Source organism: Companilactobacillus baiquanensis, assembly GCF_003946605.1.
GTDB classification, from domain to species: domain Bacteria; phylum Bacillota; class Bacilli; order Lactobacillales; family Lactobacillaceae; genus Companilactobacillus; species Companilactobacillus baiquanensis.
On sequence record NZ_RHOQ01000004.1, the window covers coordinates 93,229 to 117,058 of the forward strand.

Annotated in this window: 22 protein-coding genes and 2 other annotated features; of the genes, 4 read left to right on the top strand and 18 right to left on the bottom strand. The window is 35.4% G+C overall.

Annotated features, from left to right (window positions below; translation table 11 throughout):
* Positions 1 to 13 precede the first annotated feature (13 nt).
* From EKM77_RS07655 to EKM77_RS07670, 4 genes are all read right to left on the bottom strand, one after another.
* Entirely contained in the window at positions 14 to 1,177 is a 1,164-nt protein-coding gene (locus tag EKM77_RS07655) for a cation:proton antiporter (protein ID WP_125593466.1), read from the bottom strand.
* A gap of 16 nt (positions 1,178 to 1,193) precedes the next feature.
* Positions 1,194 to 2,561, bottom strand: a complete 1,368-nt coding sequence (brnQ, locus tag EKM77_RS07660; RefSeq protein ID WP_125593467.1) for a branched-chain amino acid transport system II carrier protein — start codon at positions 2,559 to 2,561, stop codon at positions 1,194 to 1,196.
* Positions 2,562 to 2,715: 154 nt separating this feature from the next.
* Positions 2,716 to 2,943: a binding site (T-box leader), on the bottom strand.
* A 123-nt stretch (positions 2,944 to 3,066) separates the two neighbouring features.
* On the bottom strand, positions 3,067 to 4,791 hold the full coding sequence (gene ptsP / locus EKM77_RS07665) for a phosphoenolpyruvate--protein phosphotransferase (protein ID WP_125593468.1): 1,725 nt from the start codon (positions 4,789 to 4,791) through the stop codon (positions 3,067 to 3,069).
* Positions 4,791 to 5,057 (bottom strand): phosphocarrier protein HPr, encoded by a 267-nt coding sequence (locus EKM77_RS07670; RefSeq protein ID WP_057765009.1) that lies wholly within the window; start codon positions 5,055 to 5,057, stop codon positions 4,791 to 4,793. The genes ptsP and EKM77_RS07670 overlap by 1 nt, the downstream gene beginning before the upstream one ends.
* 292 nt (positions 5,058 to 5,349) lie before the next feature.
* Between EKM77_RS07670 and EKM77_RS07675 the strand changes: the two genes are divergently transcribed.
* Together EKM77_RS07675 and EKM77_RS07680 are read left to right on the top strand one after the other, a co-directional pair.
* A complete protein-coding gene (locus EKM77_RS07675; protein WP_125593469.1) occupies positions 5,350 to 7,560 on the top strand; it encodes an ATP-dependent Clp protease ATP-binding subunit in 2,211 nt (736 codons plus the stop codon).
* 168 nt (positions 7,561 to 7,728) lie between these two features.
* Positions 7,729 to 8,703: a MucBP domain-containing protein gene (locus EKM77_RS07680; RefSeq protein ID WP_125593470.1), complete on the top strand. Its 975-nt coding sequence runs from the start codon at positions 7,729 to 7,731 to the stop codon at positions 8,701 to 8,703.
* A 207-nt stretch (positions 8,704 to 8,910) separates the two neighbouring features.
* Here EKM77_RS07680 and EKM77_RS07685 read toward each other — a convergent pair whose 3' ends face one another.
* Complete coding sequence (locus EKM77_RS07685) at positions 8,911 to 9,828, bottom strand: AEC family transporter (RefSeq protein ID WP_125593471.1); 918 nt, start codon at positions 9,826 to 9,828, stop codon at positions 8,911 to 8,913.
* A gap of 166 nt (positions 9,829 to 9,994) precedes the next feature.
* On the opposite strand from EKM77_RS07685, the gene EKM77_RS07690 reads away from it, so the two are divergent.
* On the top strand, positions 9,995 to 10,444 hold the full coding sequence (locus EKM77_RS07690; protein WP_164507738.1) for a PTS sugar transporter subunit IIA: 450 nt from the start codon (positions 9,995 to 9,997) through the stop codon (positions 10,442 to 10,444).
* A gap of 49 nt (positions 10,445 to 10,493) precedes the next feature.
* Here EKM77_RS07690 and EKM77_RS07695 read toward each other — a convergent pair whose 3' ends face one another.
* Positions 10,494 to 11,060 carry a TetR/AcrR family transcriptional regulator gene (locus tag EKM77_RS07695; RefSeq protein WP_125593473.1) on the bottom strand — a complete coding sequence of 189 codons (567 nt, stop codon included), beginning with the start codon at positions 11,058 to 11,060 and terminating at the stop codon, positions 10,494 to 10,496.
* A 171-nt stretch (positions 11,061 to 11,231) separates the two neighbouring features.
* Here EKM77_RS07695 and EKM77_RS07700 point away from each other — a divergent pair, with 171 nt between their 5' ends.
* The gene (locus tag EKM77_RS07700; protein ID WP_125593474.1) at positions 11,232 to 13,817 is read left to right on the top strand and encodes a YhgE/Pip domain-containing protein; all 2,586 of its coding nucleotides are present in this window, start codon (positions 11,232 to 11,234) and stop codon (positions 13,815 to 13,817) included.
* A 338-nt stretch (positions 13,818 to 14,155) separates the two neighbouring features.
* Here EKM77_RS07700 and EKM77_RS07705 read toward each other — a convergent pair whose 3' ends face one another.
* The 12 genes from EKM77_RS07705 to hisJ all read right to left on the bottom strand — a co-directional run bounded on the left by EKM77_RS07705 (position 14,156) and on the right by hisJ (position 23,763).
* Positions 14,156 to 14,839: a GTP pyrophosphokinase gene (locus EKM77_RS07705; RefSeq protein WP_125593475.1), complete on the bottom strand. Its 684-nt coding sequence runs from the start codon at positions 14,837 to 14,839 to the stop codon at positions 14,156 to 14,158.
* An 86-nt stretch (positions 14,840 to 14,925) separates the two neighbouring features.
* Positions 14,926 to 15,999, bottom strand: a complete 1,074-nt coding sequence (gene hisC / locus EKM77_RS07710) for a histidinol-phosphate transaminase (protein ID WP_125593476.1) — start codon at positions 15,997 to 15,999, stop codon at positions 14,926 to 14,928.
* A gap of 9 nt (positions 16,000 to 16,008) precedes the next feature.
* Positions 16,009 to 16,341 carry a phosphoribosyl-ATP diphosphatase gene (hisE, locus tag EKM77_RS07715; protein ID WP_125593477.1) on the bottom strand — a complete coding sequence of 111 codons (333 nt, stop codon included), beginning with the start codon at positions 16,339 to 16,341 and terminating at the stop codon, positions 16,009 to 16,011.
* A 2-nt stretch (positions 16,342 to 16,343) separates the two neighbouring features.
* Positions 16,344 to 16,661: a phosphoribosyl-AMP cyclohydrolase gene (gene hisI, locus EKM77_RS07720; RefSeq protein ID WP_125593597.1), complete on the bottom strand. Its 318-nt coding sequence runs from the start codon at positions 16,659 to 16,661 to the stop codon at positions 16,344 to 16,346.
* Entirely contained in the window at positions 16,661 to 17,413 is a 753-nt protein-coding gene (gene hisF, locus EKM77_RS07725; RefSeq protein ID WP_125593478.1) for an imidazole glycerol phosphate synthase subunit HisF, read from the bottom strand. The genes hisI and hisF overlap by 1 nt, the downstream gene beginning before the upstream one ends.
* Complete coding sequence (hisA, locus tag EKM77_RS07730; RefSeq protein ID WP_125593479.1) at positions 17,403 to 18,122, bottom strand: 1-(5-phosphoribosyl)-5-[(5-phosphoribosylamino)methylideneamino]imidazole-4-carboxamide isomerase; 720 nt, start codon at positions 18,120 to 18,122, stop codon at positions 17,403 to 17,405. The genes hisF and hisA overlap by 11 nt, the downstream gene beginning before the upstream one ends.
* Complete coding sequence (gene hisH, locus EKM77_RS07735) at positions 18,103 to 18,723, bottom strand: imidazole glycerol phosphate synthase subunit HisH (RefSeq protein WP_125593480.1); 621 nt, start codon at positions 18,721 to 18,723, stop codon at positions 18,103 to 18,105. Before hisH ends, hisA begins: the two co-directional genes overlap by 20 nt.
* On the bottom strand, positions 18,723 to 19,307 hold the full coding sequence (hisB, locus tag EKM77_RS07740) for an imidazoleglycerol-phosphate dehydratase HisB (protein WP_125593481.1): 585 nt from the start codon (positions 19,305 to 19,307) through the stop codon (positions 18,723 to 18,725). Before hisB ends, hisH begins: the two co-directional genes overlap by 1 nt.
* 11 nt (positions 19,308 to 19,318) lie before the next feature.
* Positions 19,319 to 20,605, bottom strand: coding sequence for a histidinol dehydrogenase (gene hisD / locus EKM77_RS07745; RefSeq protein WP_125593482.1), 1,287 nt, complete (start codon positions 20,603 to 20,605; stop codon positions 19,319 to 19,321).
* Positions 20,602 to 21,237 (bottom strand): ATP phosphoribosyltransferase, encoded by a 636-nt coding sequence (gene hisG, locus EKM77_RS07750; protein ID WP_125593483.1) that lies wholly within the window; start codon positions 21,235 to 21,237, stop codon positions 20,602 to 20,604. The genes hisD and hisG overlap by 4 nt, the downstream gene beginning before the upstream one ends.
* Entirely contained in the window at positions 21,230 to 22,378 is a 1,149-nt protein-coding gene (locus EKM77_RS07755) for an ATP phosphoribosyltransferase regulatory subunit (RefSeq protein ID WP_125593484.1), read from the bottom strand. The genes hisG and EKM77_RS07755 overlap by 8 nt, the downstream gene beginning before the upstream one ends.
* A gap of 249 nt (positions 22,379 to 22,627) precedes the next feature.
* Positions 22,628 to 22,857 (bottom strand) — a binding site (T-box leader).
* A 69-nt stretch (positions 22,858 to 22,926) separates the two neighbouring features.
* Complete coding sequence (gene hisJ, locus EKM77_RS07760) at positions 22,927 to 23,763, bottom strand: histidinol-phosphatase HisJ (protein WP_125593485.1); 837 nt, start codon at positions 23,761 to 23,763, stop codon at positions 22,927 to 22,929.
* Positions 23,764 to 23,830: the final 67 nt, after the last annotated feature.

Sequence of the window (23,830 nt, forward strand, 5' to 3'; positions counted from 1 at the left end):
ATGAGTCTCTTTTTTATACAACAATCGATTCTTCTTTATTCGGCATATTTTTTATCGCTTGTTTTAACATAAACGGAGCAATGATAGTAATTAATATAATTACTAAAATTATATCGGAATAATACTCACTCGATAATAGATGCGCAGAAAAGCCGATTTGAGCTGTTATCAAAGCCATCTCTCCACGTGAGATCATTCCGGCCCCTACTAAATAGTTGCTACTATTGGAAAATCCATTTAACTTGGCACCCAATCCACAACCAAACAGTTTAGTTAATACACCTAAGAGTGTCATTGTAATGATAAATGGTAATGATTCCCAGACTCCTTGAAAAGTCATATTTAATCCTACACTTACAAAAAATATCGGGATAAATAAGGTATAACCTACTGGTTCAATATTAGTATCGACTTGTTTTTGATAGTCTGTCTGAGCGACAGCAATTCCGGCAAAGAAAGCACCTATTGCCCCGCTTAGGCCAACTAAATTAGCTAACCATGCCATACCTAAACAAATTATCATCGACATTATCGCTGGACTAACTGCCATTAATAAGTGGTTGCTCAAACTCATCAATAGAGGTGCTATAAAACGAAATAATAAATAAACACCTGCAAAAAAAGCAATTTGTTCTAGCAATACGATGCCAATATTAGTTGTTTCTTTACTGCCCATCATTGAAATCATAATACTCAATAAAATGACTCCAATAATATCGTCAGCAACGGCTGCACCAAGGATAGTTGCTCCTTCCTTAGTGTCCAATGTTTTAAATTCTTTTAAAACCTCAACTGATATGGAAACAGAAGTAGCGGAAAAGATAACTCCAATAAACAAAGCTTCAAATGGAGTAAATTTAAAAATCAAACTCACTCCTCCCATAATAACTACTGGAAAAATAACTCCAATAATTGCCACGATTATTGCTGGTCGAAGATACTTTTTTAGTAATTGCAGATTGCTCTCAAGTCCCCCAATGAACATCAAGATAACAACTCCAATTTCTGAAAAAGTATTTACTAAGGTATTCAGCTGAACAAGATTTAATATTGCCGGTCCTACTACTACACCAACTATAATCTCACCAATTACCGCGGGGACACCTAACAAATGGGAAAAATGCCCTGCTAATGTGGTACAGAATAATAGGAAACATAAAGTACCTAAAAACGCCATTTTGAACCTCCCCTGTTTAATCTATGACTTTTGAACGTTTAGTAACAAGTTGTACATAATGGATCGTTAATCCTAATAATAATCCAATCACTGCAGGAATAAACCAATCCATTCCTAATTGAGCCAAAGGTAAGTATGCTTTATCCCATTTCAAAATTATTTGAGAAAAATTTTGTTGTGAAATAATAGCTGGTGCAGAATTTAGTGCATCGATCAAAGCTGGGATGATCGTAAAGATCGTTGTCGTAATATAAACGATCGGATCACTATTGAATAGTGGTGACATGATCGAAAGAATGATCAAAGTAATTGCTAAAGGATATAAGAACATCAACATTGGTGTCGACCAAGCGATGATCTGCTCTAGTCCCATATTAGCAATCAAAAATGAGGCAACACATGAAAGAATATTCCAAAATCTATATGATGTTTTAGGAAATTTAGTATGTAAAGCTTCCGCAAATGATGAAATCAAACCAACAGCAGTTGTTAAGCAAGTTAACGTTGCCATAATTGCTAAAATAATTTCACCTGGTACACCCATAAAGTAAGACGCTATTTGAGAAAATCCAATTCCACCGTCAGCTGATATTTTGAAATGAGTAAGTGAAGTAGCACCGATCCAGATAAGACCTAAATAAATAAATGCTTCCAATGAAATACTTAACAGACTAGATTTAGCGGCTGTTTTGGCAATAGTAGCTGGATTATTTTGACCTAATCCTCTAATAGATGTAACAACAACTATTCCAAATAATAAAGCGGCTAAGGCATCCATAGTGTTATAACCTTGTAAAAATCCTTGTAAAAATGCTCCATTTTGATAATCAGATGTTATATGGGCAGTAGCGGCAGTTCCCATAGGATTAGTGAAGGCAATTCCAAAAATAATAGCTAAAAGAATTAGAAATGCTGGATTTAATAATTTACCGATCGTATCAACAACTCCGGTTGGCTTTCTAGAAGCCCATCCAGCGATTAAAAAGAAGATTAAAGAATATCCTAAAAGATACCATGGTTCTTGTGCGGCCGAAACGTGAGTAGCGATCCCAATTTGAAAAGGAGTTGTAGCAGTTCTTGGTGTTGCAAACAAAGGTCCTAATGTAGCACAAGTCAAAATCATAAAAAATGTGGCGTAACGATGTCCGATCGGCTTTGCTAAATCATAAATACCTGTTGAACGAGTAACACTGATAGCAATAATACCTAACAACGGTAACAAAGTACCTGTCAATAAAAATCCTAATCCAGCAGTCAGCCAATGTCCGCCAGCTAATTGTCCTAAATGAATTGGAAATATTAAATTACCAGCACCAAAGAACATCCCAAATAGCATAGATCCAATAATCAGATAATGTTTAAAAGTTAATTTTTTATTTTCCATAAGTAAACTCTCCTAAGTGAATATAGTATTTTTTTAAATAAATCCATACTATACACTCGTACAAGTCCACCATTGCTGTTAGTTACATTAGTCATTCTGACCGCCTCCAGTTCAAATGAACAAAAAAAAGCGCCCTAAGAAAATCAATAGATTTTCAAAGGACGCTTCTGCGCGGTACCACCCTCATTGCATTAGTAAAAATGCCACTTCACGTACAAAAATACGCTAGCACTGTAATGGGTGCACCCAAGCAACACTTACTTTTTAGTTCGCATTGCTAGCTGTGTGGTTACTTTCATTAATTGATCAATACCATTTTCCAGATAACATGGCTCTCTGTAATCTAATCAAATTAATTACTGTTCCACTTTTTCGCTGTTAAATTCATTTATTTTTAATGTGATTAGATTATTCTAATTTTAGACGTTTGTCAAATGTTTTTTAAAATTAATAATAAAAAAAGACCGGACAAAAGTCACAGTCTTTAAACATCTTATAAATTGATTTACTTATTAATATAAGATTCAACAAGTTTCTTGTTATCTTCGTTAGTTACTGATTCAGTAACAGCACGTTCTGCTAATTCTTTAAGATCAGCCGTGCTTAACTTCTTCATCAAACTTCTTACACGAAGTACAGATGTAGCACTCATTGAATATTCATCAAGTCCCATACCAAGAAGTAATGGAACCATGATGTTATCACCAGCAGCTTCACCACACATACCAGCCCACTTGCCTTCTTTATGAGCTGATTCAATAACATGCTTGACCAATCTCAAAATTGAAGGGTTGTATGGTTGATATAGGTAAGAAACATGTTCATTACCACGATCAGCAGCCATTGTGTATTGGATCAAATCGTTTGTTCCAATACTGAAGAAGTCTACTTCTTTAGCAAATTGATCAGCCAAAATAGCAGCGGCAGGAACTTCCATCATCATACCCAATTGGATCTCATCAGAAACCTTTACGCCCTTTTCAACTAACTTAGCTTTTTCTTCTTCAAAAATCTTCTTAGCATCACGGAATTCTTGAACAGTACCGATCATAGGGAACATAATACGGAGTTTACCAAATGCTGAAGCACGTAATAAAGCTCTTAATTGTGTTCTAAAGATCTCTTGTCTGTCCAAACTAATTCTAATAGCACGATAACCTAAGAATGGATTCATTTCTTCTGGAAGTGGCAAGTATGGTAAATGCTTGTCTCCACCAATATCCATTGTACGAACAACAACTGGCTTGCCATTCATACCTTCAACAACCTTTTTGTAGGCTTCGAATTGATCATCTTCTGAAGGTAATTCTTCAGATTGCATGTATAAGAATTCTGTACGATACAAACCAATACCTTCAGCGCCATTATCAACAACACCTTGAAGATCATCAGGTGTACCAATATTAGCAGCAATATCAAAATGCTTACCATCAGCAGTAACTGTGGCTTCATTCTTCAATTTTTCCCATTCTGCTTTTTGATCAGCAAAATCTTTAGCTAATTTTTGATAATGTTTGATATCTTCATCAGATGGATCAAGAATAGCAGCACCATTTAATCCATCGATAATAATGGTCTGTCCTTCTGAAGCATCTTTAGTAATAGTATCTGTACCAACAACGGCTGGAAGTTCAAGTGAACGAGCCATGATAGCTGAATGAGCTGTACGGCCACCGATATCAGTAACAAATCCTTTAACATATTTTTTATTTAATTGTGCAGTGTCACTTGGTGTTAAATCATGAGCTACAATGATAACCTCATGATCGATCAGTGCAGGATTTGGCAAGGCAACGCCAAGAAGATGTGCCATTACACGCTTAGTAACATCACGTACATCGGCAGCTCTTTCTTGCATATATGCATTATCTGTCATACCTTCAAAAATTGAAATGAAGTTATTTGAAACATCGCTTAATGCTTGTTCAGCATTAACACTTTGATCTTTAATCTGTTGTTCGACAGCACCAGTAAACTCTGGATCAGCCAAAATCATCTTGTGGGCATCAAAAACTTGAGCCTCTTCTTCACCCAATGACTCCTTAGCAGTGTCACGGATCTTAGTAAGCTCATCGTCTGATGTAGAAATAGCATCTTGTAAACGACTGATTTCAGCGTCCGCATCGGAAATACTCTTCTTATCAAAAGACAAATCTGGTTGAACTAAAAGGTATGCTTCTGCGGTAGCAATGCCATCACTTGCGGCAATTCCTTTGATAGTTTTAACCATTATTCAGCAAGTCCTTCCTTTGTCATTGTTTCTGCAATAGCAGCAACTGCATCAGCAGCATCGTCACCATCAGCTGAGATAGTAACATCTGAACCTTGGCCAACACCTAGTGACATAACACCCATGATTGACTTCAAGTTAACTGATTTACCGTTAAAGTCGATGTTAATGTCTGAGCTGAACTTGCTAGCTGTTTGTACTAACATAGTTGCTGGACGTGCGTGGATACCTGTTTCTGCGATAATGTGAAATTCTTTCTTTTCCATAATATAATACCTCACCATTTTAAAATTATTCTGTAGTAATCCTACAAATATTCACTAATTAATTTAACATTAACTAGTTTTATTCACAAGGGTTTAGCCTAAAAAATGTAACAAACCCTTTATATGTTAAGCCATATAACGCTTACAGTGCAAGTCTTTTGTAAGCGTTCATCTTTGTGATACACATTTACCTATTATATGTAGAAAAAATACTCAAGGCTTAGCACTTGCATTCCACGAGTGCTAATTATATACTACCCATGTATCCTGAAACAGGAAAGGTGGGGTGCGAATGCTTTGTCAGAATTGTCATAAAAATGAAGCTACAATTCATTTATATACAAGCGTTAATGGTCAACGTACAGAAATCAATCTCTGTCAAGATTGCTATCAACGTCTAAGAAATCAAGCTAACGAAGGTATAAATAATATGGCACAAAATCCAAACGGTTTTTCTAGTTTTGAAGATTTGTTTAATGCCTTAGGAAATCCTCAAATGGCTAATGGTGTTGAACAAGGTCCACAAACCCAAACTGGCGGTGGAAACGGCAATGGTCGTGGTCGCCAAGGCGGTAACGGAGTTTTAGGTCAATATGGTGTTGATCTAACTGCCCTTGCCAAAAAAGGTCAAATTGACCCAGTTATTGGTCGAGACAAGGAAATCCAAAGAGTTATTGAAATTTTAAATAGAAGAACTAAAAATAATCCGGTTCTAATCGGTGAAGCTGGTGTTGGTAAAACAGCAGTTGTTGAAGGACTCGCCCAAAAGATCGTTGACGGTGACGTTCCTGAAAAATTACAAAATAAACGAGTTGTACGTCTAGATGTCGTCTCACTTGTACAAGGTACTGGTGTTCGTGGTCAATTCGAGCAAAGAATGCAACAATTGATCAAAGAATTACAACAAAATAAAGAAATCATCCTATTTATAGATGAAATTCATGAAATTGTTGGTGCCGGTAATGCTGAAGGTGGAATGGATGCTGGTAATGTTTTGAAACCTGCCCTAGCCCGTGGCGATTTGCAACTAGTCGGTGCAACTACACTTAAAGAATACAGAACTATCGAAAAAGATTCAGCTCTTGAACGTCGTTTACAACCTGTTCAAGTTGATGAACCTAGCGTTGAAGAAACAGTTCAAATTCTTAAAGGTATCCAACCTAAATATGAAGCTTATCATCATGTTAAATATTCAAATGAAGCTATTAAAGCCGCTGCAGAATTGTCTGCTAGATATATCCAAGACAGATTCTTGCCCGATAAGGCAATTGACTTGATCGATGAAGCAGGTTCTAAAAAGAATTTGCAAATAAATCACGTCGATATGGCCGAAATTGATAATAAGATCTCTGATGCTGAAGTTCAAAAGCAAGCTGCTCTACGTAATGAAGATTATGAAAAAGCTGCCTATTATAGAGATCAAGTAACTAAATTCCAAAAGATGAAGGATTCCGCTAAGGACGAACCCGTTGATAAGAGTATCGTTAGCGAAAAAGAAATCGAAAAAATCATCGAAGAGAAGACAAATATTCCAGTTGGTGAATTGAAGTCTAACGAACAAGCTCAATTGAAGAATCTTGAACCTGATTTGAAATCACACGTCATTGGTCAAGACGAAGCTGTTAGCCAAGTTGCTAAAGCCATTCGTCGTAACAGAGTTGGTTTTAATAAGTCTGGTCGTCCAATCGGTAGTTTCCTATTTGTAGGTCCTACTGGTGTTGGTAAAACTGAACTTGCTAAACAACTTGCACGTGAATTATTTGGTACAGAAGATTCAATGATCCGTTTTGATATGTCTGAGTACATGGAAAAGCACAGTGTGTCAAAACTTATCGGTTCGCCTCCAGGGTATGTTGGTTACGAAGAAGCTGGTCAATTAACTGAAAAGGTTCGTCGTAATCCATATAGTTTGATCTTACTTGATGAGATCGAGAAAGCTCATCCAGATGTCATGCACATGTTCTTACAAATTCTTGATGATGGTCGTTTGACTGATTCTCAAGGTAGAACGGTCAGCTTTAAAGATACTATCATCATCATGACATCTAACGCCGGTCAAGGATTGCAAGAAGCTAACGTTGGATTTGGTGCTGAAGCAACTGGTAATACACATTCAATTATGAATCGTTTATCAGAATTCTTTAAACCTGAATTCTTGAACAGATTTGATGGTATCGTTGAATTTAATTCTCTAACTAAGACAAATCTTTTGAGTATCGTTGATTTAATGCTTGATGATACTAATAAGATGATTGCTGATCAAGGTTTGAGTATTCACGTTACTAAAGATGCTAAAGAGAAACTAGTTGATCTTGGCTTTAATCCTAAGATGGGTGCTCGTCCATTGAGAAGAGTTATCGAGGAACAAGTTGAAGACAAAGTAGCCGATTATTATTTGGATCATCCAAACGATAAGAAGCTTGAAGCTAGAATAAATAACGGTGAAATCAATATTACTAAATATGATGAACCGGCTCAAGCAGACGTAAAAGAAGATAAATAATTTAATAAAACACGAAAGAACTTAAAAAATTCTTTCGTGTTTTTTATATTTCTATTAAGTTATTTGATATCCAGTCTCCAAGGCCTAGTTTCTGATTTTAATATGGTAGAATTACTGTAATTTATAGACTGCCAGAGTAATCTGAGAAATTAAATCGGGGGAATGGAAATGACAAATAATTTAATCTCTCAAAACGTTAAAAGACTTAATCGTAATGACGTTTCAATAACAGTACGATATATTGATTCAGTCGGAAATCCAGTAGCTGACGAAGTTACTTTAGAAGGACACTACTTGGATAAATTAGATATACCTTGGAAATCAATTCCTGGTTATGTTTTGTCTTCGATTCAACACTTCCAACAGACTTTTATTCCAAGTGATGAAGGAATATCTTTGATCTATTCACAACAAGTAGCCGCTCCTGTCGTTATTTATCACAGAAATACCCGTGGTGAATTGATCTCTAATCCGCAATACTTAACTGGGGAGTTAAATAAATCATATAACGCTCAACCATTAGAAGATGCCGCCAAATATTTAGTTAAAAATCAAAAATCAGCAAACGGTACCTTCTCTAATGAAGTAAAAGAATACGAATTCGTCTATAACACTGCTTCTTTAGAAAAAGTCGACATCCCTGATAACTTATTTGTTCAAACGCTAAGTAATTCAAATGTTTACGAAAGACCAAACGCCCCCTATCCTTTGGAAAAACAAATTCCATACAATACTTCGTGGCACGTTTACGAAGCGCTAAAGGAAACTTACCGCGATATATATTGGTATAATTTAGGCGGAAGCACTTGGATATCAAGTCAGGAAAACATCAAAACTTTAAATATCAAAAATTACACAATGACTCAAAAGATGCTCAACACTCCTCTAGCATCAACCGTTGATAATATCAGTTTCACTTATCAAATAATTGATAGCATTGATATTAATCGTCGAGTAAAAGTTTTATATTACGCTGATCATAGTGTTACTGCCTGGGAAACTCCTTACGGTGATATGATCAATAATCGTTATAAAGGTGGTCAACAAGTTTTTGTTATTCGTTTGATCCAACTTGATAATCAAAGTATCTGGGCACAATTAGAAGATGGTTATTATATTGAGAGCAAGTATTTGGATCTTTAGTTAGATTTTAGAAAGAAGAACAGACATAGTAATCCGATTTTGGATTATTATGTCTGTTTTAGTTTAATTAGATGTTTAATTTGTTGAAACGCGTGCCATAAGGCAGAGACCTCCGCTTAGCTACGGATGGCGAATAATTGAAAGTGCACAATTACTCGCCATCCTAGGCTATGCTCAGTCTCTAACCGCCTTATGGCACGCTCTGACCTACACAAAAGCAAAAACCAACGGTATAGTAACTAAACTAAGTAAGGTCGACAAACTCATCAACGAAATTGCGGGACCTGCATCATCATGTGCTTGTAATGTAAACAATACGACTATGCCTGCTACTGGACAGGCTGCCATTATCACGGTCGTATACAATGCTATCTCCGATACTCCTAATAGCTTTAATATAAATACCATTAATATAGGAAAGATTAAATTTCTTAATACAATGGTCAGGCCAATATTCTTATCTAGCATTTCACGTGAAAACTTAATATTTGCCAGACTATTACCGATAATTATCATCGACAAAGGTGTATTGATCGATCCGACGTATTTTACTACTTGATTCAATGTTCCGGGAATCTTAAACATGGTTAAAAACATGATCAGTCCTAAAGCGATGGCAATAATGTTGGGATTTAATAAAATTTGTTTCCAGTCGATTGATTCATTATTATCTTTAGTTTTGAATAACGAAATCCCATGTGTCCAACTAAAGATGTTAAAAAATGCCAAAGAAACAACTGCGAAGAAAACTCCTTGTGCTCCAAATAAGGAACTGACTAAAGGTATACCCATAAATCCTGCATTGGAATATACACTACCATATTGAGTGATACGTCTAAGATTAGGATTTTTTATTCTTCCAAAAATAAAATGTGCGGCAACAATAGCAATAATATAAAACAAAAGAATTCCGATGGCGACTAAGATAAATTGCTGAATTCTTTTGGCGGAATAATCTTGTTCAAAAGCATTGATGATCAAACAAGGCGAAACAATATATAACAAAATATTCGTCAGATCATTTGATGTTGACTCTTTCATGAAACCTACTTTATTAATCAAAACTCCCACTAACATCAAGCAAAACATCAATATAATTTGATTAGTTAATTGAGCAACATTCATAAAAAATCCTTCCTTATTTGTGAAACGGGTTCGATAGTTAAATTATAACTGAAATTTTTCTTCACTACTGGCTGTAAAGGTTTACAGTTTTATTTAAATTTCCCCTTGACCTAAAACGCGTTTCACACCTTACACTTCAGTTGAACAAATGTTAAAGGAGTGTTTTATGATGAAACTAAATAAAAACAATGTTTTCGCAAACTTACCAATGTCAGATTATGATGAGGTCAAGGCACTATCTTTAATTTCATATGCTGTTGCTAAAAAGCTAAATGTTTCGGAACAAGAAGTTAAAAGCAGCTTTTTGGCACGTGAAGCAACTTGCCCATCATCTATCGGTCAAAAGATCGCTATGCCAAAAGCAAGTGCTAGTGAAGTATCAGAACCTCAATTATTCGCCTTCACATCAGAAATGCCGATCGAATGGTTAAGTGTCGACAATAAACCCGTCAACGTTTTCCTTGCTGTCGTAGCTTCTTCAGATGTTGAAATAGACTATGAAGGTATAAAACAACAATTATTAGCCAACGCTGATCTTTTACAAAAAGTAAAAGTTGATCCTGATCAATTAACTGATACTATTAATGGATTACTATTACAGGGAGTTGAGATTTAAGCAACCCCTATTTAATTTCTCTCACTCAAAACGAAGTGAGAGGAATTTTTTAGTTTAAGAAGGTTTTTAATCCTGATTGATTTAAACGAATTAAACGATCTTTAAATTCTTCTTTAGTCAATTGGACCTGCCCTTTTTCATATAATCTAAAAAGCATCAGAGTATTTCTGATCATAAAACTGGCGCTAATATATGCATCGATCTGCGTTATGTTAAAAGATTCTTTCAGGGCACTAGCAAAACCATCGCAAACTAAACGTTCTACCTTTCTGGATAAAAAGCTGTAATCGTCAGAAGTAAGGACGAACGAATAAAAATCTCTGGATTGCTCAAAATAATCAACTATACCGTCAAATAGATCTGCTGGATGAGTTAATGTATCATGTAACGATTTACCCGCAATAATTTCTAGTAATTGGTCCGCCAATTCTCCAGCAAAAGTATTAACAAAATCGTCGATCGAATCGTAATGTAAATAAAAAGTTTTGCGATTAATTTTGGCATTATCTGTTAATTCTTTAACTGTTATGTCTCGATATTTATGAATTTTGGATAAATCTCTAAAGGATTTTTTTAAAGCTTGATTAGTTCTTTGTACTCTTTTATCTATTTTCATAATTTAACTCCCCAGATCTAACTGACATCTTCAAAAGATATGTGGCTTAATTCTCACATCAAGCAAATTTGTTGTGGAAATTTAAGTTCATAGTTATTATTATTTATACTCATGTGAGTATTAAGTATTCACATCTATAATACAACACTTTTTAAAAATTGGGAGAAAAAAATGATAAAAGCGGAATGGCAATATTTACTAAAACATAAATTTATGATGCTGGTTCTGATTGTTATTATGTTCATCCCTTCGATTTATTCAGTTACTTTCCTAAAATCGATGTGGGATCCTTACGGCGAACTCGGTAACCTTCCCGTAGCGGTGATCAATAATGATAAATCAGTCACTTATCGTGGAACCAAGTTATCAGTTGGGAAGGATTTATCCAAAAACCTCAAAAAATCTGATGCAATGGATTTTAAAATCTTAACTTCTAAAAAAGAAGCAGCCAAGGGACTAGACGAAGGAAAATACTACATGGTAGTAACAATTCCGAAGGATTTTTCTAAAAGCGCTACTACTCTTTTAAAGAAGAAACCTGATAAAATGGTCCTTCATTATAAAACTAGTGCTGGTCATAATTTTATCGCTTCTAAGATGACCGCATCAGCTGCTAAAACGGCAGCTGAACAAGTTTCACAGCAAGTTACTAAAACTTACTCCAAAACACTCTTCTCAGCTATTCAAAAATTAGGTAAAGGTATGGATACCGCTGCCAAAGGTGGAGATAAGTTAACTTCTGGTAGTAAGAAACTTGCTTCTGCAAATGATCAAGTAACTTCAGGTTTAAATACTTTATCCAGTAGCTCATTAACATTTTCAAATGGTGCAACAACTTTGAATAATGGATTAAATCAATACATTTCCGGAGTTAATCAGGCTGCTTCTGGTAGTCAAACTTTGAGTAGTGGTCTTGATACTTTAAATAATCAGTCAGCAACCTTGGTTAGTGGTGTCAGCCAATTAGCAACCGGATCTAATACATTGAGCTCTGGTGTTCAAAGCTATACTTCTGGTGTAGATCAATTGAATACAGCCGCTAACACTTTGAATTCTGGTACTAATTCTCTAGTTAGTGGAACTAATACTTTAGCAACTAGTTCTAACACTTTAAACTCTGGAATCGGCCAACTATATACAGCCAGTGGGGAATTAACCTCACAGCTACAAAAAGTCAGTTCTGGTGTAAGTAGCAGTCAATCACAGCTTTCGCAACTAAGTAGTGCTTTATCAAGTGCTCAAAGCCAACTATCAAATTCAGCAACTCAATCAGCTGCAATTAAATCTGATATGCAAACTTTACAACAAGCCATTGCTGCTCAATCAAGTTCAAATAATTCAGACGTAGCTCAAAAGGTTTCAGAAGCTGCTGATCAGCAAAACTTAACTCCTGATCAAAAATCTGCCATGTTGGCGGCTGTAAATAGTGCTAACACAAAATCAGATACTTCAGCACTTCAAAGTGCTGCCGCTAGTTTAAGCAGTGATTTATCAAGTCTAAATACTGGATCAACTAACTTATCCGGTTTACAAAGTGCTTTAAGTACAGCTGGAAGTTCACAAGCAGAACTTGCTACAGCCCTAGCACAACTAGCAAGCGGTTCGCAAACAATAACTAATCAATTAGGAACTGCTTCAAGTGGTATGAACCAACTAACACAAGGTATGAACCAATTAAATTCAAGCAGTTCACAACTAGCCAGTGGTACTAGTCAAATTGCTGCTGGAACTGGACAACTAGCAAGTAATAGCTCGACATTAAACAATGGTGCAGCAACTTTAGCTAGTGGAATAAATTCCATGAATGGACAAATGCCAGCCTTGCAAAGTGGAGTTTCCCAACTTGATTCAGGAGCACAAACACTAACCTCTGGTTTGAATACACTTCAATCAAGCGGATCACAGTTAACCTCTGGTGCTACTACATTAGCAAGTGGAGCTACTCAAATTGCCAGCGGTTCACAGACTTTAGCCAGTGGTTCTTCTCAAATGGGAGAAGGTATAAATCAAGTTTATAATGGTAATAAAGAATTAGCATCACAATTATCTAATGGTGCTAAACAAGCCAAAGTCGACCCTACCAAGTTAACTTATAATCAAATTGCAAAACCCACAACTACTAAACACACAGAACGTGATGATGCACCGAATAATGGTACCGGTATGGCACCTTACATGCTATCAGTATCATTATTCATCGGCGCATTAGCCTTTAATTTGATGTTTGATACGTATACACCAAGAAAATATCCTCACAGTGGTGTCTCATGGTGGGCAAGTAAAGCTTCACTTAATACAGCTTTTGTTATCGGTGAAAGTGTCATCGTTTACTTCCTAATGAAAGTAGTAGACGGCTTAGCACCAATACATCCCGGAGCAACCTTTGTGATGATTTTCTTAACAGCAATGATGTTCATGATGATAGTCTCCTGGTTAAATCTAGTATTAGGAAAAGTCGGGTCGTTTATCAGTTTGGTCCTATTAGTCTTACAACTAGGAGGATCAGCCGGAACCTATCCAATTCAACTATCAGATAAGTTCTTCAATGTAATTAACCCCTGGTTACCAATGTCATATACAGTAACAGGATTAAGAAATACCTTAATGACCGGAAATTCAGCACTGCCACAAATGATCTATACAATGTTAGTAAGTTTAGTCTTCGTTGTACTTTGCTTATTATTCTTCATTCGTCGTAGATCCCGCATCAAAGAAATTGATTTCACCAAAGAATCATCAGAACAAAATTTAGTTTAATATTATATTTTTAACAAAAATAAATAGGATCAGTATTCTGAAAAAAATCAGATTACTGATCCTATTTGATTTAATACGAGAAAATCGAATATCTAAGTCGGAGGAAAAAAGCACTAAAAGCCAGCAGTGAAAGTATTGTTAGCGATTTATCGCTTACAATACCGGACGTATTTCAAGATTCGCGTATTGTGCGAAGCTTGAAATCTAGTCTTGAGACAACGACTAAAGACGGTCCCACAGCAGGCTTTTAGTGCTTTTTCCCGGAGACTGGAGCTTAAACGTTATTAAAACGTGTTATATAAAGCAGAGACCTCCGCTTAGCTACGGATAACACTCTTTTATAATTTATGAAAAATATTCTGCATATTAGTTTCGATATTATTTATTTCATCAGCATAACCGTGTAATTCTTTAGAGTATTTAGCCACCTTATCTTCTGGAGCGTCTGTTTTATAACGCAATTTATGTTCTAAACTACCCCACATATCCATACCCACCGTACGGATCTGGATCTCTACCGGCGTTACTTGAACACTATCAGCTTGAAATACTGGTACCGATACTACTAAATGCAAACTACGATAACCGCTTGGTTTAGGATTTTTAATATAATCTTTTCTTTTGATCAACTTAACATCATCTTGAGCTAATAAATTATCAGCAACTGTATAAACATCATCAAGATAATTTGTTATAACTCTAAGTCCACCGATATCATAAATATTATCAGGGATACTACTAAAACGAACTGGTAGTTCTTTGCGTCTCAATTTTCCCAATAAACTACCAACATCTTTCATGCGAACTTCAATATGATGAATTGGATTATGATCATGTCGTACTTGATAATCAGCATCCAAATTTTCTAATTTAGTACCAAACTCTCCCACAGCCGCTCTACAAAGTTGATAGTAACTAACTAAAGCACTGAAATCATCAACATCTTCATTGCCTAAAAAAACTTCTCCGAGTTCCTTTTTGATCTGGTTAATGTTGATCATATTTTCTCGTTCTAATATCAATTAAAATTCCTCCATGATTAAATCATATTCTTACAATATAACATTGATAGATTTAATACAAAAAAACTTAAATTGATAAAACCGGCCTATCCAATATAATTTTCAATCAATTTTCTAATGTCAGCATTATCTTCTTTAGTTCCTACTGTCATTCTTAACCAATCATCTTTTAAACCAGTTCTGATCAAATAGCCATTGTGTAATAAATAATCTGCTAATTTATTGGCATTTGGATATTCAAAAAAGATGAAATTGGCCTGACTATTTAAATAATGTATCTTTTTATCGTCAAAGAAGTTTTGCATTTTTTGTCGTTCCAAAGCATTCTTCTCGACAACTTTTGTAACAAATTCTTGATCTTTAAAAGCTGCAATAGCCGCAACTTGAGCAATAGAATTCACATTATATGGTAAACGTACTTTTTGAACATTTTCGGCGATAGATTTAGCGAATACTGCGTAACCCACTCGATAATTGGCTAAACCGTATGCTTTTGAAAAAGTTCTCATGACGACGATATTCTGATATTTTTTTGTTAATTGCATGGCAGAGATCGGTTCTTGGCACGTTACAAAATCAATATAGGCTTCATCTATCAATACCATGACATTGCCAGGTACTTGCGATACAAAATTATCGATTTCCTCAACAGTTTCATAAGTTCCGGTAGGATTATTAGGATTACAGATCCAAATTAATTTTGTCTCTGGTGTAATTGTCTGTAACATCCCCGAAAAATCGATCCTGCCGTCTTCTTTTGTCGCTACTTTTTGAATATTGGCTTGTTCGATTTCAGCGTGCAATGCATATTCAGAAAATGTTGGCGTAGAGATCATCTCTGCGTCCCCTGGAGAAAGAAAGACTCTTGATAGCATTACGATCACTTCATCAAGTCCAACTCCAAATATTATTTGTTCTGGATCAAGATCAAAATTTTTTGAAACTAGTTGTCGCAATTGATTGGCCGAACTGTCTGGGTAACGATTACTGTGACTGTGTTTGGCCCAATTTATAACGGCATCTCTGACTGTATTAGAGGTCCCATAAGGATTTTCATTAGCTGATAAACGAACTAATTTGTCCAAACCTAATTCGTCTCGTAAATCATTTAATGGCTTTTCAGGAATATAAGGGCTCAAATCTTGAATGATTTTTTTCATAGTTTCCTCCTACAAGTCTTGAATTTCAGGTCGATCTTTAAATTCACTCATTAAACCTTCTCGTTTGGCTAGCTCTTCTTTGATTTGATCAAAAGTAACATCTTTTTCAGCCCACAATACACATAGGTGATAAAGCAAATCTGCCGATTCATAGACTAATTCATCATCACCTCGAGGCTTATTTTCATTTTTCGCTGCCACGATCACTTCGGTTGATTCCTCACCAAATTTTTTTAAAATTTTATCCAAGCCTTTTTCAAATAAGTAATTAGTATAAGAACCTGATTTAGGATCAGCTTGTCTTTTTTTGACTACTTCATATAATTCATCTAAATTTTGCATGATCAATTCTCCTCTTTTGATACATTTTGAAAGAAACAACTGCGGTGGCCGGTATGACAAGCTGGACCATGTGGATCGACCGTGACCAGCAATGTATCTCGATCACAATCTAAAGTAAGATCCACTACATCTTGAAAATTACCGCTAGTTTCACCTTTATGCCAAAGTTCTTTTCTAGAACGTGACCAAAACCAAGTTTGTCCACTTTCAAGAGTTCGTTTATAACTTTCTTGGTTCATCCAAGCTACCATTAAAACATCTTTTGTTTTTGAATCTACAACCACGGTGGTCAATAATCCTTTAGAAAAATCCGGCTCGATCATCTGACTGTCACCCCAGCTTTCTTAACGGCTTTTTTAACATTATTGATAGATAGTTCTCCAAAGTGAAAGACTGAAGCTGCTAAAGCTCCATCGACATCAGCTTTTTTGAATACTTCTGAAAAATCTTCTACTTTGCCGGCACCACCAGAAGCGATGATCGGTACGTTAACAACTTGATTGATGGCTTGATACAACTCAATATCAAATCCGTCTTTAGTACCATCTTTATCCATACTAGTGATCAATAGTTCACCGGCACCTAATTCAACGACTTTTTTGGCCCATTTAATTGCGTCCAGATCAGTCGCTTTTTTACCACCGTGAGTATGAACTAAATACTTACCATTAGTTTTTTTGACATCGATTGCTACAACAATACATTGATTGCCAAATTTTTCAGCGCCTTCAGTGATCAATTGAGGATCAGAAACTGCTGCTGAATTAATAGCCACCTTGTCAGCACCGGCTTTTAATAATCTTTGGATATCAGAAATATCTTGTACTCCACCACCAATTGTTAACGGCATAAAAACTTGTGAAGAAACACTTTCGACTATATCAACCATCGTTTTTCGATGCTCATTTGTAGCTGTGATATCCAAAAAAACTAGTTCATCAGCACCTTGTTTTTGATACTCGGCAGCAATTTCGGTTGGATCACCTACGTCCATCAAATTTACAAAATTAACACCTTTTTTAACACGCCCATTATCAACATCTAAACAAGGGATAATTCTCTTAGCTAACATTTTCTACCTCCGCAATTTCTTCCAAGGTAATAGTTTTTTCATACAAAGCTTTACCAATAATTACGTCTTTGATACCTAGAGCTTTTAATTGATGTAAATCTTTGGCATCTCTAACTCCGCCACTGGCGACTAAATTGATTTGCGGCAATCTTTGTGACAAACTCATCAATAAATCTAAATTAGGACCTGTCATTGTTCCATCACGATCAACATCGGTAACAATAAATGATTTAGCTCCAAAATTTGACATCTCTAAAATTAAATCTGTCATTTTTATTTGTGACTGATCGATCCAGCCATTCACAGCAACTTTTCCATTCTTGCCATCGATTCCGATAACAGTTCGATCACTGCCAAATTCTGCTAGTAATTTTTTTACTAAAGCAGCATCTTCAATTGCAGCGGAACCAAGAATTATTCGATCGATCCCTAATTTCAAATATCTCTGTGCTGTTTGGTAATTTCTGATTCCACCGCCTAATTCTATAAATCCAGGAAAATTTTCTCTGATCTGCTTAATTATTTCAAAATTTTCTGGTGATCCAGTTTTAGCACCATTCAAATCAACTAAGTGCAGTTGAGGTACTTTAGTAAAGATTTTTTTAGCTTGAGCCACCGGATCATTATCGATCAAAGTTACTTTTTCATAGTCGCCTTTGTATAAACGCACGCTTTGTCCTTTATATAAATCAATTGCTGGAAAAATCATTTGTCTTCACCATCTCTTGAAAGTTTTTTAATAATTTTAATCCGACACTGCCGCTTTTTTCAGGATGAAATTGCATCCCAACAACATTTTCATTTTGAACAATACTAGGTATTTTTATTCCATAATCGACTGCTGCAATAGTGTTTTTAATATCACAATTAGCGTAGTAAGAATGAACAAAATAAGTATATTGATCCTTCACTGAATCAAATGAACTATTTTGGATAATTTTATTTTGATTCCAACCCATTTGAGGTATTTTTAATCCTTTATCAGGAATTTGCTCAACTTTACCAGCAATCAATCCTAATCCGTTAGTAAATCCATACTCTTGACTACTATCAAATAACAATTGCATTCCTAAACAGATTCCTAAGATCGGTGTCTTTTTTTTCGCCACTTGTTTTAAAACTTCAACTAAATTTCGTTCTTCTAATTTTGACATTGCTGCTTTAAAAGCACCTACTCCCGGTAAAATTACTGCTTCTGCTTTTAAAATTTTTGATTTATCGGATGTTAATTCATTTTCAATATTCAAATAATCGAGAGCTTTTTTTAAATTACGAGTATTACCGGTGTCGTAATCTACGATAGAAAACATTAGATAACACCCTTTGTTGAATTAATTCCGATAATATCTGGATTGATCGTCACTGCCTCACGCATTGCCCGGCCGAATGCTTTAAAGAGACTTTCAACTTTGTGGTGAGTATTTCTGCCGTATAAAATTTTGGCATGAAGATTCATTTCAGCTGCAAAAGCTGCGGCTTGGAAAAAGTCCTCAACGGTTTCTGTATCAAGTCCGCCTAATCTAGGATTAGTAAATTCGGCATCAAAAACTAAGTAAGAACGACCTGATAGATCAACACTAACTTGGCCCAATGTTTCATCCATTGGTACAAATTGAGTTCCGTAACGTTCTATCCCTGACTTATCCCCTAGAGCTTGTTTAAAACATTCACCTAATACAATTCCTGTATCCTCAGTTGTATGATGAGGATCAACATTCAAGTCGCCATTTGCTTTTACGATCAATCCAAAACGACCATGTTTAGCAAATAAATTAAGCATGTGATCTAAAAATCCAATCCCAGTATCAATCTCAATTCCAGACTGCTCGTCTAAATTAAGACTAATTTTAATTTGAGTTTCCTTTGTTTTTCTTTCAATCGTTGCTTGTCTCATTTCGCATTCTCCTAATCGTAAAATTTATTAAAACGTGACTCAATTGCTCTAGCGTGACCTTCCAGTCCTTCAACTCTGGCTAAAGTGGTAATTGCTGATGCCTCTTTTTCTAGTGCTGATTTTGTATATTGAATGAACGATGTACGTTTAACAAAATCATAAACTCCTAATGGTGACGAGAATCTGGCAGTACCGCCGGTTGGCAAGATGTGATTAGGTCCGGCAACATAATCTCCTAATGGTTCACTAGCATACTTGCCTAAGAAAACTGATCCCGCATTTTTAATCTGATTAAGATATTGAGTTGGATTTTCAACCTGAACCTCTAAATGCTCTGGAGCTACTGTATTCATCAACTCAAACATGTCGTCAATTTCTTCAACCACGGCAATAAAGCCTTTATCATTTACCGAGGCCGTGGCGATCTCTTCTCTAGGTAAAACCTTCAACTGTTTATCCACTTCTTTATCAACTGATTTTGCCAAATCTAAACTATCAGTAATCAAGATAGGACGGGCTCTTTTATCATGTTCAGCCTGTGATAATAAATCAGCTGCAATTTGTTTATAATTTGCTGTTTGATCTGCAATGATCCCAATTTCTGAAGGTCCGGCGACCATATCTATATCAACTTGACCAAAGACTTGTTTCTTAGCCGTGGCAACAAACACATTTCCCGGACCAACAATTTTATCCACTTGTGGAATAGATTCTGTCCCAAAAGCTAATGCGGCGATCGCCTGTGCACCACCAACTTGATAAATCGAATCAACTCCGGCAATTTTGGCTGCTGCTAAAACAGCGGGATTAATGCCGCCTTTTTGTGGAGGTGTGACAATAACAACTTGATCGACCCCAGCAATTTTGGCTGGCAATGCACTCATTAAAATAGTTGATGGATATGCGGCTGTTCCACCGGGTACGTAGAGACCAACTCGTTTTAGTGGTAAAACCTTTTGTCCCCTCAAAACTCCTTTTTGTTCTGAATCGATGAAGCCACTGGCTTTTTCCTTTTCGTGGAAACTAGTAATATTTTTTTTAGCTAATAACAAAGCATCTTTAACCTTGCTGTCTAAATTTTCAAAAGCTGAATCAATTACTTCTTGAGATAATTTGAAATCTTCAATATCTACTCCATCAAACTTCTTTTCATATTTTTTTAATGCGGCATCACCGTTTTCGATAATGTCTTCAATAATATTGCTAACCGTGCTTTCAACTTCTGGATCACTTAACTGCATTGTTTTTCTTTGAATGATCTTTTCTAATTCATCAATACTTTTTTGATATATTTTCATTTCGTTACGACCCCTTCTAATTTATCTACCAATGTATAAATTTCTTTGGAATGCTGTTTTAAGGACATACGATTAACGACTAACCTAGTAGACACTTTGTCTAAGTAATCATAAATTTTTAAATTATTTTCCCGAATTGTCGTTCCAGTTTCTGTTATATCTACAATTGCATCTGCTAAACCGGTTAATGGTGCTAGTTCAACTGATCCTTCTATCTTGATTATTTCGACATCTTGACCAAGACTATCAAAATATTTTTTAGTTATATTTGGATACTTTGTTCCAATGATTTTTCGTCTGGGTTCATCTGGATCAAAGTCCTTTGTGGAAGCTAAAACAAATTGACATTGTCCAGTTTTAAGATCTAATAATTCATATTGTGTGCTGCGATGTTCTGTTAGAATATCGCTGCCAACGATCCCAATATCAGCAGCTCCTCGTTCTAAAAATGTAGTTACATCTGGACCTTTGGCTAGAATAAATTCATAGGGTTGTTTAGGTGAGTCAAAAATCAAACGTCGCTTCTTTTGTTTTATCTGCTCACAATCAATACCTGCTTTGTCCAATAAAGGTAGTATTTGTTTTTCAACGCGGCCTTTTGTCAAAGCAATTTTTATTCGATTTTCAGTCAAAATCATTCCCCCCAGTCAAATCTAATAAAGTAGCATTGTTATTTTTTGCTTCAATTTCAGCGTCTTTTTTAGTCTCAGATAAAGATAAAATTCCGTTATCTAATTCTGCTAATTTGGATTCCGCTTTTTTCCACTGATCTTTATTGAAATAAATCATTGTCTTCTGGGATTTTTGTTTAGGGGTAATTAAATTGGCAATAAGATCAATGTCAATTCCCATACCTACGGCCGGTTCGGTCTGATCTTGAAAGTTAGCTAATAACTTGTCATAACGTCCACCACTGAATAAATAATCATTTCCATCTTGATAAAATCCTCTAAAAGTCAATCCGGTATAATAACTTTGTGGTGCTCGACTGCTAAGATCAACAGAAATACTTTGCTCTGGCATAACTTGTTTGATCCATTTAATAATTTCTTTTAGATTATTTAACTTATCTTGTAATTCTGTGGATAAATCAAATTCTTTTAATTCTGAAAAAATCGATTCTGGATCACCAAACAATCTAGGCCACTTTTTCAACAGTTTATATTGAGATGCTGTGGAATAATTTTGAATCAATTTAGAATATTCAGGAATATTTTTATCGTAAAGAGCTTGAGCTATCTCACTTTGCTGATTTTTATCATTTGTAATATTTTCCAATAACGTTGGGGCAAAATCGGCGATCCCTAATTCGATTTCAACATCTTTGCCTAACAGTTTTTTACTTAATTTATTTATGATCGTTAAACATTCCAATTCTGCTTTTAGCGAATCATATCCGATAAGTTCGATCCCAGCTTGTGTCAATTCATTGTATGAACCAGATAATTTACGGCTAATTCTAAAAATATCTCCAACATAAAAGAATTTTTGCGGTAATGGGATATTGGTTGAACTAAGAAATCTGGCAATTGGTAAAGTCATATCTGGTCTTAGTACGATAGTGTCCCCTTCAGGATCTAAGAATCGATACATTTGATAATTTCCTAATTGGTATTGATCGAATACTTCTTGTTTTTCTAATAACGGCGTTGAAATAACTGAAAATCCACGTTGATTTAAATGTCGTTGAACCACCGAAATTATCTTTTGTTTAGTAACGGCTCTTCTACCAAATTCATCACGGGTTCCTAATGGTAATAAGTTGTTTTTCATTTTCAACGCTCCTTTTTGTTATGTTGATTTATTGCTTGTTTAAACGCGAGTCATAATACCTTAGCTTCAAAATATCTTTCTATGCTTCTAGTATTATTTTGTGGAAACGCGAATCATAAGGCAGAGACCTACGCTTACTACGACTTGCACCTGCGCCACTTCGTGGCACTGGCGCAAGTCTAGGTAATGCTCAGTCTCTAACCGCCTTATGATTCGCTCTAAAAAAAAATCCCCTTAGCAAATAAATGCTAAGAGGACGTGTGAAAACGTGGTTCCACCTCACTTTGTCTAATCCTTACGAATTAAACCTCATGTTGGCTTATGTCAACTTGGATAACGAACCAATTCGGTGAAACTTACTTAATTTCAGTTCCACAGTTCATAGGTGTGTGTTCAGTAATAATTTCTATCTTGTTTTCAGCTACCAAGACTCTCTTTTAGATTGATTATTGCTTACTTTTCCTAATCATCACTATTATTAAATTTAAATTAGTTTTTCTAACTAATATCTAATTTAGTGATAACTATAAAAGCCGCCATTCAATTTGTCAAGAAAGAATTGCAGAATTTACTAAATGAAATCCATGACCAACTGATTTTATATCATGTGCATCAGACCCATATACTAGCGGTATATCCATCTTTTGGGCTAATTCTGTTATTTGTTTTCCTGGATAATAATCATTGCATAATGGTTTATATAATCCGGCTAGATTTAAGTCTAATTGTCGATTCTGCTGTTTTATTAAAGTTAATATTTCGGTGATTTGTTGCATTGTTTTTTCATCATAATCTTCTGTTAAATTAAAATAATCTTGAAATTTTCTAATTAAACTCATATGTCCGATTCTTTGCGGTGCATATTTGCCTAAATCAGCTTCAACTGATTTTTTAACAGTGTCATAATAAACTTGAAAGATGTGCTGTGGATCATCTAAGTAATCTGCAAAACCATCTTGATAGTTTTTCGTATCGTAATCGATACACCACTCTTTATTGTTAGTTCCCTTCATGAAATGAACCGACAAAATACTTTCTTGTGTTTCTGGACCGTATTCATCTAAGAAATCTTTGGTCCAGTTTTCAAAACCTTCTAAATAATCTACTTCAAAACCAATTGAAATTTGAATTTCTGATTGGTATTTCTTTTGAAGTCGCCGTGTTTCTTTGAAATAATTTGGCAGATCACTTATAGAAATGGCCGCACTATCGTACCCATCTGGCGTTCCTGCGTAAACTTTTTCAAATTCTTTTGGAATTGGTGCATGTTCTGTAATGCAATATTTTTTTATACCTAACTGAATCGCTCTTTGAATCATTTTTTCAGTCGGTTCACCACTACCATGCGGACAAAATTCCGTATGTGTATGTCCATCTATTAACATTTCATCACCCCGTTTTTTTAATTGAACCATAGTTTTGAACTATTAACAAAATCGAACTTGACCTGGA